The sequence below is a fragment of the Streptomyces sp. NPDC057617 genome, from assembly GCF_042800555.1.
In the GTDB taxonomy this organism is placed as follows: Bacteria; Actinomycetota; Actinomycetes; order Streptomycetales; family Streptomycetaceae; genus Streptomyces.
In genome coordinates this window covers 49,259-61,660 of sequence record NZ_JBHVGV010000009.1, presented here as the reverse complement: position 1 = coordinate 61,660, position 12,402 = coordinate 49,259, and the positions used below count along the sequence as shown (strand labels likewise).

The window sequence follows — 12,402 nt, the reverse complement described above, 5'->3', positions numbered from 1 at the left end:
ATCGCTGTCGCTATCGCTTCTTCGGCACGATCAGCCGGCCCTCGTTGATGTTGACCTCGTCGCCGATCAGCACGATCGACGCGCCCTTGCCGTTGCCGACCGTCACGCCCTTCTCGTCGATCTGGATGTACGCCCCGCCCTTGGCCTCCAGCAGAATCCCCGTACCGCCCGGCACGTCCGACATGACCAGCTTGTGATCGCCGGGCGTCTGGATCACCACCGGCTGGGACGCGGGCAGTTCGGCGCTCGCCCGGGGCGGCAGCTCGGAGGCGTCCCCGTACCAGCAACCGGTCCAGACCGGGAAGCTGGCGTCGCCCTGCTCGAACTCCATCCACACGCCCGCGCCGATCTCCGGCACGGCGTACTGGCCCGACCGGCGCCCGGTGAACGGCAGGCAGGGCAGCGCCCAGGTGGACGCCTCGTCGCCGAGCACGTCCGGGACCTGGGCGGTGATACGCCCGAGCTTGAGCGGGTCCTTGTTGTCGATGACCCGGCCCCGGAACTTGCCGAGGAAGCGGTTGCTGTTCGGTGCCGCCATGGGGCGTTGTCTCCTGGTCTGTGCTGTTTCTCGGGTGTGGGGTCCTTACGGGCGCACGGTTCTGCCGCGGGCGATCAGGCCCTCGCGGGAGAGCGTGAAGTTCTGCTGGTACGAGCCGGGCCTGAGGTTGTGCGTGACGGACTTGACGTAGTAGTCGCCGTCGTACGTCAACCCGGCGCCCCGCACCCCGACCAGCTCGCGCGGGCGCAGCACGTACCCGTGCCGGTTGACGTCCAGCGATCCGGAGCCGGAGATCGCGTCGGCGGAGGTGGCGGCCCTGGCGAGCGCGGTGGCCTCAGCCTGCCCCTGGTCCATCTTGGCGGTGCCGGAGAGCGTTCTGCGCTTGAGCGCCGGGGTGGCGCGCAGTCCGAGCGGGGGCCGCAGCGGGCTGATGTCGGGCTGGGCGAGCAGGGTGGAATCGCGCGACTTGGGGTCCTGCACGCGCGCCTGCGGTTCCTCGCGGGCGGTTCCGTCGTACGCGAAGGTGAGCTGGTCGACGGTGGAGTTGTTGTCCATGTTGACGTTGAGCGCGTGCTGGCGCTGCCCGAGGCGCTGTTCGGGCCCCCAGAACGCGGTGGAACGGCCGGGAACGGGCCCGGGATCGAGATAGAACGTGAACCCGTTGGCCTTGGCCAGCTCATTCACGTACTGGAGGTCCGTCCCGGTCTGATAGTCCACGCGGCGCTGCTCGTTGGGCGGCTGCTGGATCTGCTCGCGGATGATGCGCGTGTCGATCCCGTAGTCGGCGTACCTGGCGAGGATCCGCTCGACGCGCTGCGAGGGCGCGAGATTGGGATACCGGTCGGTCCGCTCTTCGAGGTCCAGCAGCAGGGTGAGGTCCTCGCCCGTGACCGTGAGGGTGGTCTGCCCCGGCTGGTTGCTGGCGCCGACCTCCTGCCGCACGATCAGCCCGTCGAGCAGCACGGTGGGCGTCCCTTTGACGGTGGCCGTGACAATCACCCGCGTCCGGGGATCGAAGAACCCCTCGGGCAGCAGCCGCCGCGTGATCAGGCCTTTCTTGGTCAGATCGAACGCGATCTGAAATCCGCTCCGTTCCCCGGCGGTTGTGGTGATCTGCGCGGAGAGCAGCGCCTCGGTCACCTCGGCGGGAACGGGGCGGGTGAGCTTGGGGCCCATGTGGAGGGTGAGGTGTACGGGACCGTTCCCGATGGGTTCGTCAGCCACGGAACCCACCCGGCAGCGGAATGTCGATCGTGCGTCCGGGCTCGTCGGTCAACTCACCGGGATCGAGAACCGGATTGGCATCGGCGATCTGCCACCACTGCCCGGGATCGCCGAAGTACCGCTGCCCGAGTTGATCGGGCCGCTCGCCACTGCTGACGGTGTGCGGCGCGGTCTCCGTTTCATTCAGGGCCGGGAGCAACCGCCGCTTGGCGTACCGCACCTCGGTCCCGTCCGGCTGCCGGTGGACCCCGATCTCGGCATCGTGATACCGGCTGGAGCGAGGGTACGGATGGGCCCCGGGTATCCCGTCCCAGGCACTCTCATACGGCTCGACCACGGTGTCCGCTACCTCCCCGTCCCGATTCCGCCACTGAGCCCGAGCGCCCCGATCCCCCCGCCGACAACGGCCCCGGCGAGCCGTTCCTTCTGCGCGAGATGCGCGAGATAGAACTCGGCCCCCGGATGCCCGGCGGGCAGATCACTGACCGTCAGCACCTTCAGCCCGATACTGAGCGAGGCCCGAATCGGATTCAGCCGCACATCAAAGGCCGACTCATTCACCGACAGTTCCGTGAGCCGCACGGGCATCACCCGCTTGCTGCCCCAGGTGAACAGCGTCAGTGGCGTCTCAATGGGACTGATCTCAATGGACCCGTTCTGCGCCAACCGGGAGGCGGCGCGGAGCTGAGCGGTGGTGGGCTGCACCAGCATCTCCAGCACGGCAAGCTGAGGATGAATCCCATCGGGAGCGGCGACATCGAGCTGATCGGTGGCATCGATCTCGGCGGTGAACTTCCAGGTCTCCTGAGCAGGCCCTTTGAGCCGCAGGGCCTCGTTTCTGTCCCCTCCACTACCACCGCCCCCGGCATCACCTCCACCGCCGGCGGCCTGGGGCGCGACGGAGCGTTCGAGGGTGTCGGGGTTGAACTGGAGCACGATGATGCGCTGGGGGGTGCCGCGCTCGGGGTCGACGATGACGATCCCTGACCGGATGGGCTTGGGAATATCCGCGTAGCGAGTCATTGGCCACCTTTGTCTTGCGATTCCTGGTTGGCTTGCCTAGCAGCATTCAGCTGAGTGGACATTACGTCGAAAATCGTCTCTGCCTGTGCACGTACAGATTCGACCGAATCGTGCTTTCTGATGTAGTCGAGCAACGGAATAAATTCGTTCCAATTGGTAAGTGAAACCATGAGAAGCGCCACGCGGCGCACGAGGGGGTCCGGGTCGTGCATAGACCAGCGGAATAGCGCGAAGAGATCCGGCTCGAATGGTCCGGAACAATGCACACCTAGCACGTGCAGGGCATCCATCACGGCAGAACCGTCGCGCGTTCCGTCGAACAAATCCTGCAGCGATTCGGAGCTGTGAAGATCTAGTCGTGATTCCAGCTCCCCGAGCGTTGGGTCGACATCAGGCCCCTGGATCAGCAGGTAATCGACACGAATCAGATGGTCCTCGATCCAATGGATCGCAGCGCCACGATCGGTAGAGAGCCAGATGATTTCAAATGGAGTCTGTTCCCCCTTCGGTGTTTTCTGGTGATAGGTCCAGTCCAGTTGCTCGGCCAAGTGCTCGATATCCGTGCGACCTGTCCCGGATTTAGGAACCAAGCGGATCTTCTTTGACATGAATGCTCTTCCTTCAGGGCAAATTGTTCGATGCATCGGCATACTACTAGTTTCAGGTTACGGCACCCATATACCGCCGGGCGAGAGATAGCGCGCTGCGTTGTGCTTTGCCCATTCCGGGAACTTTTTGATGAGTTGCTCTTCGTCCAGATAGAGCGCTCCGGACATATTGCTGGCGAACGCCCGTGTCAGGAGTAGACGCGCATTCGCGCGCATGGCGGTCACCGCATCCATGTCTTCTTGACCCTCGACTGTCAGGCCACCTGTCTTTGAATTGGTCTTATCGCGTGCGATTCCGCTTGGATCGACCAGATATGCGGAGGCGCGTACCGCGTGCGGCGGCGACATGGTGTTGGTGTGGGCGGCGACGTCCTCCCATGTGGAGCCGGGGAAGTCGGCCAGCTGCATGGCCATCACGTTCATCAATGCGGCGGCAGGGTAACGGGCACCCTCGACTGTTCCCATGAGACGCACTGCAGCCGCGATGGTTTCGGCTGCCTGCACATTGTCGCGGAAGAAGGGGTCGTTGGGGATCTGTCGATTGAGGATAGCGAAGTATGCGGCTTTCATGCGGCGACGCGCTGTGACGGTGGGATTCGGGCCACCGAGGTTGTGCTTGCGGAGATAGTGTTCGAGTTGCTCCTGGACCAGATTGAGTTTGTCTACAACTGATCCCCCGCTTTCCTCGCCGAGTGGTGTGACATAGTGCCCGCCCCTTCCGAATCCGCTCTTCACCTTGATCAACCCGGGGCTTGCCTTTCCACGCATGGGATGTTCCTTCGCCCGGAAGGAACCTTGCTGCTCACTGACCTGTACGTTCCAGTCCTCGTTGCCCGCCATGGTGATCCGCTCGTGTGCGGGAATAAATCCCTGTCCAGCCGGACGAAGTCCTTCACGCACGGCGAACATCTCCACCGCCGCCTCGCGGGCTTCACGCGTTACTTTCGCCGGGTTCTTGTTCTCGTCCTTGGCCTTCTTTCGGAGTTGCTGATACTGTCTCTGTTCTTCAGAGAGGCTCTTAGCGAGCAAGGGAAGGCGACTGTCGGCTAGAAGATGCTCCCCTTGGCTTTCCAGTTCCGCGAGCAGCGGCGCTTCGTGTTTGCGCGCCAACTCCTCGCCCTCTTCGATGTTCTTGAGGGCATTCCCTTCAGGGTTGAGAACCGCCTTGATGGAGCGCTCATCAGCGCCCTTCTGAATGGAAAGATCGGTGAGCCGGTACCAGCTCTTCATGCTGACAAGCAGCACTCGCATCGCGAGCTCTGGTATTCCGCGCTGGACGGTACCGGAGAGCTTGGGACGTATCCGGGCGATGATCTTTCGGAGACGGTCTGCCTTTGACTCCGGTGAGTTCTCCGTCCTGCTGCGTTGGTCGCGCTGGCGGCGGCGTTGCTGCTCGCGGGTCCTCCGCTGCTCCTGGAGCTGGTCCCTTCGCCGTCGGTACGCGTCGCGCATCCGGCGGTCGTTGTTGTCCAGGTCGCGGCGCCGCCTGTTGTCCCCGTCGTTGTTGCGATTCTGGGCGCGTTGGGCCCTGCGGGTGCGGGTGGTGGCTGCTTGGACCGTCCGCCTCGCGCGGTTGGCGGCTCGGGTTTCCGGTGAAGGCTCGCGGCGGCGGGGGGTTGGCTTGGTGCCCTCCGTTTCGGGGCGCTGGCGAGGGCGGTCCTGGGGCGGTTCGGGCTCGCGCTCGCGCGCATCGGGACGGCGGGTGTCCGGACCTGCGGAGGTGTCGCGGCGTTGGGTCGGGGGAGCCGGGGGGCGTGGACGGGTTGGCCTCGGCGGCCTGGCCGGCCGCGCAGGTCGCGCCGGCCGCACAGGTCGAGGCGGGCGTGCTGGGTTCTTCAGCGTGTCGTTCGCGCGCTTCGCGCTTCGCCTCGCCTCCTCCGCCTCCCGGTCACGGCCCGTGTTCGGCCTCCGCCTTTCCGTCGCCTGTGGCCTGTCCGGGGGGTTGGGGCGGGTTGGGTCCCGGGGGGCGTTGGGGGTGTTCGGGGTGGTGCGTTGGGACGGGGCCTGTTCCCCGGGGGCCCTCTCGCCGGGCTTCCTCAGGCCCGCTGCCACCCCGCGCAGCCGGTCGCCGACGCGCTTCACGTACTTTCCGATGCCGCTGAGCAGCGCCTCGTACGCCAGCTCCAGCAGCGCCACCACACCCGAGGCCACCGCCTTGGCGAAGAGCACGCCCGCGTTGCCGCCCTTGACCGCCTTCAGGTAGTCCATGAACGCGCCGAAGGCCTTGAGGATTTCGCTCAGCGCACCCCACGCGGACTTGAGCGCGTCGATGACGGCCATGACCCATCCCGCGCCCGGGATCAGCTTGGCGATGATCTTTGTGACGACGATCTCGCCGATGATGACGGGGAGTTGTGGAAGCGCCGCGTCCCACGCCTCCTTCGCCATCTGCTCCTTGCTCACCCCTCCGTTGATCAGGGCGTCGAAGATCTGCCTGGGGAGGCCGAGGACTTCCTGGATCTTCTCGTTGAGCCAGTTCCTGATCGCCGAAGTGACCTCGCGGAACAGGTGGTTCTTCGCGCCGTCCTCCGCCGAGGCCGCGGCACCGCTGAGCCAGGCGCCCGGGTCCACGATGATGTCGGCCGCGATCATCGCCCACTCGCCCAGCGCGTTCAGCAGCCCCAGGGCGAAGTCCATGACGGCCTTGACGGCGGTCATCACGGCCGCGACCGCCAGGCGGAGCCCCTCCTTGAGGGCGTTGAGGATGTCGCTCAGGATCCTCGCGATCCTGTTGAGCAGATCGGTGATCATCCGCCGGAGTTCCTGGGCGATGCGCTGCACCAGGGCGATCGCCGCGTCACGGATACGGATGATGAGAGCGCGGATACGGTTCGCGATCTCGACGATCGCGTCGAGGAGATCCTTGGCGAGCTGGATCAGGGCCTCGGTGAACTCCCGGAATTTCCGGACGATGAAGTCCCGGGCCTCATTGATCCAGCGGACCACCGTGTTCTTGAAATCGGTGATCAGCGCGACGACCGCGTCGCGGGCCTCGCGGAAGAATCTGACGATCGCGTTCTTGAGCTCGATGAGCTTGTCGCGGATCCAGTCGAACGCCCTGGAGAGCCAGTTTCCCGAGTCGCTCCTGGCTGTCTCGCGCTCCCTGACCGCGTTGTCCTGCGCGGTCCTGGCCTCGGTCCCGATGCCTTCCTCGTCGGTCTTCCGGCGATCCTCGACGTTCCGGTCGGTCTGCCTCTCCCGCTCCTCGACGTCCCGCCGGATCTGCTGGATCTTCCCGGACTTCTTCGTACCGAGGCTGTCCAGCTCCCCGTCCTGCTCGGTCCGCCACTCCGCGCGCTGCCGGTCGACCTCGGACTTCGTCCTCTCGCGCTCCGTGGCCTGCGCCCTGGTATTGGCGTCGATCTCGCTCCGTACCTGCTGATCGTGCTGTTCCCGCGAAGCCCTGGTGTCCCGCTCCTTGACCTGCCGCTTGTCGGACATGGACTTCCGGCCGTCGCCGAACGCGGCCTGGATCTGCGGCCCGCGCTCGTGCTCCGCCACCTCGGACACGGCCTCCGGGGGGATGCGGCCCGCCGCCGGAGCGCCGCCCCCGGCCCCGCCGCCCTGCCCTTGCCGGCCGGGGACCTTCGAGGTCAGGGTCTCCCTGGGCACATCCGGGTAGATCTGATCCTCACCCAGGGGACGTGCGGCGTCGTCCTGCCCCGCCGCGTGCAGTTCACTGCCCTTGGCGTCGACTTCGCCGCCCTGCTCGTCGGCGCGGCCGCCGGTCTCCCCCTCCAGCCCCACCCCGGGCGCCGTGCCCACGGACGCCTGGGCGAGCATCTCGTCCTCGGTCGGCAGGTCCAGAATCCACTGGACCACGGCGTCCGAGTCGATGACATCCTCATCGGCACCGAACCACCCGGCGACCGAGTTCACCGCGCCCACCACAAGCTGGGCGCCGCCCGCCAGCAGCCCTTCGAGCGTGCTCGGCTCCTCGATGTCCATCCCCGGGATCTCGCCCTCCGGGGTCTGGTCGCCCTCGACCTGGGCGTTCTCCTTCTCGGGGGCGTCGATCCGGGCGGCCGGATCGCTGGAGTACTGTCCCGGGGCCGAGGTCGCCGGTGCGCCGTGCAGGGTCTGGGGCGCGCCCGACGGGCGCTCCATGGCGGGCGGCGCGCTCTGCAGCGCCTGGTGTTCATCGCCCACGGACCGGTCGACCGCGCCGTTCACCCCGCCCAGCGCCTCAAGGGCCCGATGCGGCTTCAGTCTCGCGGCGCTGCTCAGCCCCGCTTCCGGTGCCACCGACGACAGATCCGGAGCGGCGGGGTCCTGCTTCGGGCGTACGGCCGCCGCGGCACGTGAGCCGCCACCGCCGCCCCCGCCCGAGGCGCTACGGGTACCTCCGCCGCCGCTCCTGGTGCGGGGCGCCGGACCGGAGGACCGGGGACGGGCGGGCGCCGGGGACGGTGCGGGTGCAGGCGCTGGTACGGGGTCGGAAGCCGCAGTGGGGGCCGCGCTCGGCGCCTCCGTACCGGCGTCCGGTGAGGAAGTGGGCGCATCGCCGGGGGAGTTGGCGCCACGACTCGCGTCGCCGCCTCCGTCGCCGCCCGCGTTCGTGCCCGGAGCACGGCTGTCGGCGGCGGACGAATTGCCGGAGGAGGAGTCGCTCTCCCGCGCGGCGGCCCCGCCCTGTCCGGCCGAACCGGTGCCACCGCCGGGCCGGGACACCCCCGAGTCCGCTACGGAAGCGGGCGTCCCGGAAGAGGGCGTTCCGCCTCCGGCGGCCGGCCCCGCCGATCCGGACGCCGAAGTCTGCTCCGAACTCCCGCTGGACGCCGCCGCCCGCTCCGACTGCTGCCGTTCGGCGGCGGGCCCGCTCTCCTCCCGTGCCTGCTCCGGCTCGGCCCGCCCGGTGGCCTCGGCCCCAGCGGGCCCGCGGTCGTCCTCGCCGGCCTCCGGCTTGGGCTCCCTCGCCACGGGCGCGGCGGCGTCCGGCGCCGAGGAACGCCCCGTACCGGCCGCCGGACCGACCTCCTGCTCGACGGAGTTCCCCGCCTGGGTGAGCGAGGCTCCCCGGTTCCCGGCCGGGGCAGCGGGCGAGTCCGTACGACTGTCAGAGACAGCGGCGGCGGACGACGCGGACTCCTCACCGTCCGGCGCGCCCTCCTCCGCGTCCTCCTCCGCACGCCGCGCCTGGACCTGTTCGGCCTTGGTGGCCGGTGGCTCGGGGAAGGAGGGCAACTGCTGGGTAGCGTCCGAACCAGGAGCGATCCGGTCCGCTGTCGGTACGCCGGAGACGTCCAGGTCGGTTTCGGGTACGAAGTCCTCGGGCTTGAGCTCGATGTCCCAGGCACTGTCCTCGCGCTCGGCCTCGTCCCCGCCGAGACCGCCGAGACCGCCCTCGATACCCGTCTCCAGGCTGAACGGATCCTCGTCCGTTTCCTCCTCGTCCTGAAGGCGCTTCCCGGCCAAGGTGCTCCTGGCCCCGGGGTCGGCCGTCTTCAGCAACGCTCCGGGTTCGACTCCGGCGCCGTTCTCGCGCTTGTTCTCCGCGGCCGACTGCCGCTCGGAGTCCGCCGATTCACCGGCTTCCGGCCGGCTCCCGGCGGCCGACTCCGCCGTGGACGTGCCGGACGCCGGTGCTTCGGCCTGCTTCCCGCCGGCCTCCTTCCCACCGGTCTGCTCGTCGCCCTTCTTCTGACCGCTCCGGGATGCCGAGCTGCCACCGGCCGCGCCCGCCGTACCGGACGTGGTCCGGCTGCCGCCGCTCTGCGCGGACGTTTGCGGAGCGGCCCCCCGAGCCCCTGCCGAGGCCGTCGCTCCGCCACCGGACGGGGACCCCTGCTGTCCTTCCGGACCAGGAGCGCTCTTACCGTCCCGGCGCGCTTCCTCGTCGCGCCGTGTATCCGTACCTCTCCCGCTCTCCGCGCCGGGCGCAGCAGTTGCCCCCGCCTCGCTGTTCCCCTGCTCGCTGTCCCCCTGCGCCCGCGCCCGGTCCCGATCCGCTTCCAGCCCCTCGATGGCATCAGGCAGGGCCGCAGGAGCGTCCAGCGTGTTCTGACCCTGAAGGCCGGATTCCTGGACTTCGTCGACCAGGTCGACCAGGCGCTCGTGCTCCGGGCTGAGCAGCCTGCTCTCCAGCCGTTCCAGGACGGCGTCCTGCATCATGTCCGGCAGCCGCGCCAGTTGCGTACGGGCGCGCCTCGACCGGTCCTCCGGGTCGCCCCGCAACGAGCGCAGCACCCCGTTCGCCAGCCGGTCGACCAGTGTCGCGGGGTCCAGTTCCTCCATGCGGCGGCGGTCGGCGTCGACGGTCGCGTAGCGGAGCCAGCCGGGTGTCGCCTGCCCTTCTTCGACCGCCGTCGGCTCCTCGTCCCGGGTGCGTAAGCCGTCGCGTACGAGGTCGCGCGCCGTCGATTCCGCCTCCTGCTCGATCGCCTGTTGCGGCAGGCTCACCGCGCCCAGGTCGCGGCCCGCGCGGAGGGTGCCCAGGCCGTGCGGGTTCTGGACCGTGTGGAGCAGTTCGTGGGCGAGCAGGCGTTGGCCGTCCGCCGTGCCCGATACGTACGCGCCCTCGCGGAAGAAGATGTCCTGGCCGACCGCGACCGCGTCCGCGCCCAGCAGTTCCGTGAGGGCGCCCGCGTCGCGGTCGGTGTGGAGGCGTACGCGGCTGAAGTCGTGGCCGAGCCGTTCCTCCAGCTCCCGCCGTACGCTCAGGTCCAGCGGCTGGCCCGCGCCGCTGACGATGTTCTTCGGCTCGGGCGTGGCGGACCTGGCGCGCTCCTTGCGCTTGCGCCGCCGTTCGGTACGGGCGGCCTCGGCGTCCTGGGACGCGCTACGGGACGACGTACTCATCGCGGTTCACCCCGCCCCGACAGACCCGCGTGCACCGCGCGCGCCAGCGCCTCGCCCAGCCGGCCCGGCGAAGTGGTCGCGGGCAGCGGCGGCAGTCCGGACAGGGCGTCCAGGGCCCGGCCGCCGTCGGCCGCCAGGGGTACGCCCCGTTCCCGTACGAGCCGGGCCAGTTCGGCCTGGAACGCCGCCGACACCCGGTCCGGGTCGAGCCGTTCGAAGCCGTCCAGTACCAGTTCGCCGATGTCCACCCGTACCTCGGACGGTGTACGCCGTACCTCGTTCAGACCCATCCGTGGACCTCCGAGGGCGTCAAGGAGCGGTCCAGCTTGAGGTATTCGGTACGCGCGGCCTCCAGCATGTGCCGCATCTGGAGCCGGCCGCCCTCCTCCGCCGCGAGGAACGCGCCCGACAGCGCGATATTGCGGATCGAGCCGCCCGCCACGGTCAGCCGGGCGAGCCGCTCCGGATCGATGTCCTTCAGCGGGGCCCGCGCGGGCAGTACGCGCCGCCAGATCTCGGCGCGTTCGCTCTCACCCGGGAACGGGAAGTCCACGACAAAACGGATCCGGCGCATGAACGCCGTGTCCAGCGCCTGCTTCATGTTCGTGGTCAGGATCGCCAGCCCCCGGTACGCCTCCATCCGCATCAGCAGATAGCTGACTTCGAGATTGGCGTACCGGTCGTGGCTGTCCTTGACCTCGCTGCGCTTGCCGAAGAGCGCGTCCGCCTCGTCGAACAGCAGCAGCGCGCCGCCGCGTTCGGCCGCGTCGAACACCCGGCGCAGATTCTTCTCGGTCTCGCCGATGTACTTGCTGACCACCTGCGACAGATCGATGACGAACAGATCCAGGCCCAGTTCGCCCGCCATCACCTCGGCGGCCAGGGTCTTTCCGGTGCCGGAGCCGCCCGCGAACAGCGCGGTGACACCGAGGCCCCGGCGCAGTGTCGCCGCGAAGCCCCACTCCTGGTAGACGGTGGCGCGCTGCCGTACATGCGCGACGATCTCCCGCAGGATCCTCGACTGCCGCTCCGCGAGCACCAAGTCGTCCCAACCGGCCCGTGGTTCGATACGGCGGCCCAGCTCGTCCATGCCCATCCGGGCCTCGGCCAGCCCGGCCTGCCAGGCCAGCGCGGCGGCGTTCGGCTCGTCCTCGGCGTCGGCCGCGCCCGGCAGGTCCCGTACGACGGCCGCGCCGGCGGAGCGGATGAGATGCGGCGGGAGCGCGAACTGCTCGACCAGATCACGGAGTTCGTCCTCCGACACCTCCGGTACGCCGGCGAACGCGTCCGCCCACACACCGAGCTGCTCATCGGTACCGAGCGCCGGTACGGAGACCCGCTCGCCGCGCGGTCCGGTGCCGGGCCGGGGGTCGGTGCTGGAGACAACGAGCGGTACGGCCGCGCTCTCGATGAACGCGTCGGTGGCGGCGGCCTGTTCACGGTCCAGCTCACCGGTCTCCAGCAGCAGCGCGGCGGGCAGCAGGACCGCCTCGCGCTGCCAGAGCCGGGCAAGCCGGTCGCGCCGGGCCGGATCTGACGGTACATCAGCAGCGGCCATCGCGTACAGACCGAGCCCCGAACGACGGGCCGCCGCTGCCGCTATCTCGGCGCGGGAGCGCGGATCGCCGCCGACCAGTTCGACGCGGCGCGGGCTGTACGGTCCGGTGCCCACCCACCCCGAGGCGACCCGGGCCGCCGCCAGGTCGTACGAAGGGGGGAGGGCGTCCGGCGCGGATGTACGGCGCAGCAGGCCGTGCAGCCGGGCGTCCAAGTACGGCGACCCGACGAGGAAATGCAGGATGCGCTCGTCGAGGCGGAGCCGCGAGGCCGTCAGTCGGGACTCGTTGTCCAGCTCGACGATCCGCCACCGGCGCAGCGGCGCGACCGGCGTGAGCGCGCTCCAGTGCGGCTCGCCGAGCGCGGCGAGGGCGAGTGAGAAGGTGGGGTACGCCCGCTCCGGATCGTTACTCGCGGCGGCGCAACGGCTGCCCGTGGTGGGCTCCAACTCGGCGGCGGCGGTGAGCAGGACGACATCCCGCTCGAACGGACTGAGCCCGAAGCAGGCGACAAGCGCGTCGAGGGGGGCGGGCCCGGGGGGCAGGTCCACCGGCGGGGCGGGCGCCTCTCCGTCGCCGGCCGCGCGCCCGGCGTGTGCGTCGACGCGGGACAGGACCGAACGTATCGCCGCAGCCAGCGCCTCGCCCTCCGTGCCCGCCTCGTTGTTGGTGCTCATGCCCTCACCCGCCCCCG

General features: G+C 69.3%; 8 protein-coding genes. All 8 read right to left on the bottom strand.

Annotation, left to right across the window (positions count from 1 at the left end):
* Positions 1 to 10: 10 nt before the first annotated feature.
* From ACFU9P_RS22525 to ACFU9P_RS22490, 8 genes are read right to left on the bottom strand one after another with little or no spacing between them, the layout of a single operon-like run.
* Entirely contained in the window at positions 11 to 538 is a 528-nt protein-coding gene (locus tag ACFU9P_RS22525; protein ID WP_384083608.1) for a phage baseplate assembly protein V, read from the bottom strand.
* A gap of 45 nt (positions 539 to 583) precedes the next feature.
* Positions 584 to 1,723: a hypothetical protein gene (locus tag ACFU9P_RS22520; RefSeq protein WP_384083605.1), complete on the bottom strand. Its 1,140-nt coding sequence runs from the start codon at positions 1,721 to 1,723 to the stop codon at positions 584 to 586.
* Positions 1,716 to 2,060 (bottom strand): hypothetical protein, encoded by a 345-nt coding sequence (locus tag ACFU9P_RS22515; protein ID WP_384083601.1) that lies wholly within the window; start codon positions 2,058 to 2,060, stop codon positions 1,716 to 1,718. Before ACFU9P_RS22515 ends, ACFU9P_RS22520 begins: the two co-directional genes overlap by 8 nt.
* A gap of 8 nt (positions 2,061 to 2,068) precedes the next feature.
* Positions 2,069 to 2,746, bottom strand: coding sequence for a hypothetical protein (locus tag ACFU9P_RS22510; RefSeq protein ID WP_376372464.1), 678 nt, complete (start codon positions 2,744 to 2,746; stop codon positions 2,069 to 2,071).
* Positions 2,743 to 3,354 (bottom strand): hypothetical protein, encoded by a 612-nt coding sequence (locus ACFU9P_RS22505; RefSeq protein WP_384083598.1) that lies wholly within the window; start codon positions 3,352 to 3,354, stop codon positions 2,743 to 2,745. Before ACFU9P_RS22505 ends, ACFU9P_RS22510 begins: the two co-directional genes overlap by 4 nt.
* A 57-nt stretch (positions 3,355 to 3,411) precedes the next feature.
* Entirely contained in the window at positions 3,412 to 10,152 is a 6,741-nt protein-coding gene (locus tag ACFU9P_RS22500) for a DUF4157 domain-containing protein (RefSeq protein WP_384083595.1), read from the bottom strand.
* The gene (locus ACFU9P_RS22495; protein WP_376372455.1) at positions 10,149 to 10,442 is read right to left on the bottom strand and encodes a hypothetical protein; all 294 of its coding nucleotides are present in this window, start codon (positions 10,440 to 10,442) and stop codon (positions 10,149 to 10,151) included. Before ACFU9P_RS22495 ends, ACFU9P_RS22500 begins: the two co-directional genes overlap by 4 nt.
* Positions 10,433 to 12,385 (bottom strand): ATP-binding protein, encoded by a 1,953-nt coding sequence (locus tag ACFU9P_RS22490; RefSeq protein WP_384083592.1) that lies wholly within the window; start codon positions 12,383 to 12,385, stop codon positions 10,433 to 10,435. The genes ACFU9P_RS22495 and ACFU9P_RS22490 overlap by 10 nt, the downstream gene beginning before the upstream one ends.
* Positions 12,386 to 12,402: the final 17 nt, after the last annotated feature.

What these genes read in the sequence shown, in the direction of transcription:
- ACFU9P_RS22525 (WP_384083608.1), bottom strand. Translation starts at nt 538, where the DNA reads ATGGCGGCACCGAACAGCAACCGCTTCCTCGGCAAGTTCCGGGGCCGG.
- ACFU9P_RS22510 (WP_376372464.1), bottom strand. Translation starts at nt 2,746, where the DNA reads ATGACTCGCTACGCGGATATTCCCAAGCCCATCCGGTCAGGGATCGTC.
- ACFU9P_RS22505 (WP_384083598.1), bottom strand. Translation starts at nt 3,354, where the DNA reads ATGTCAAAGAAGATCCGCTTGGTTCCTAAATCCGGGACAGGTCGCACG.
- ACFU9P_RS22500 (WP_384083595.1), bottom strand. Translation starts at nt 10,152, where the DNA reads ATGAGTACGTCGTCCCGTAGCGCGTCCCAGGACGCCGAGGCCGCCCGT.
- ACFU9P_RS22495 (WP_376372455.1), bottom strand. Translation starts at nt 10,442, where the DNA reads ATGGGTCTGAACGAGGTACGGCGTACACCGTCCGAGGTACGGGTGGAC.
- ACFU9P_RS22490 (WP_384083592.1), bottom strand. Translation starts at nt 12,385, where the DNA reads ATGAGCACCAACAACGAGGCGGGCACGGAGGGCGAGGCGCTGGCTGCG.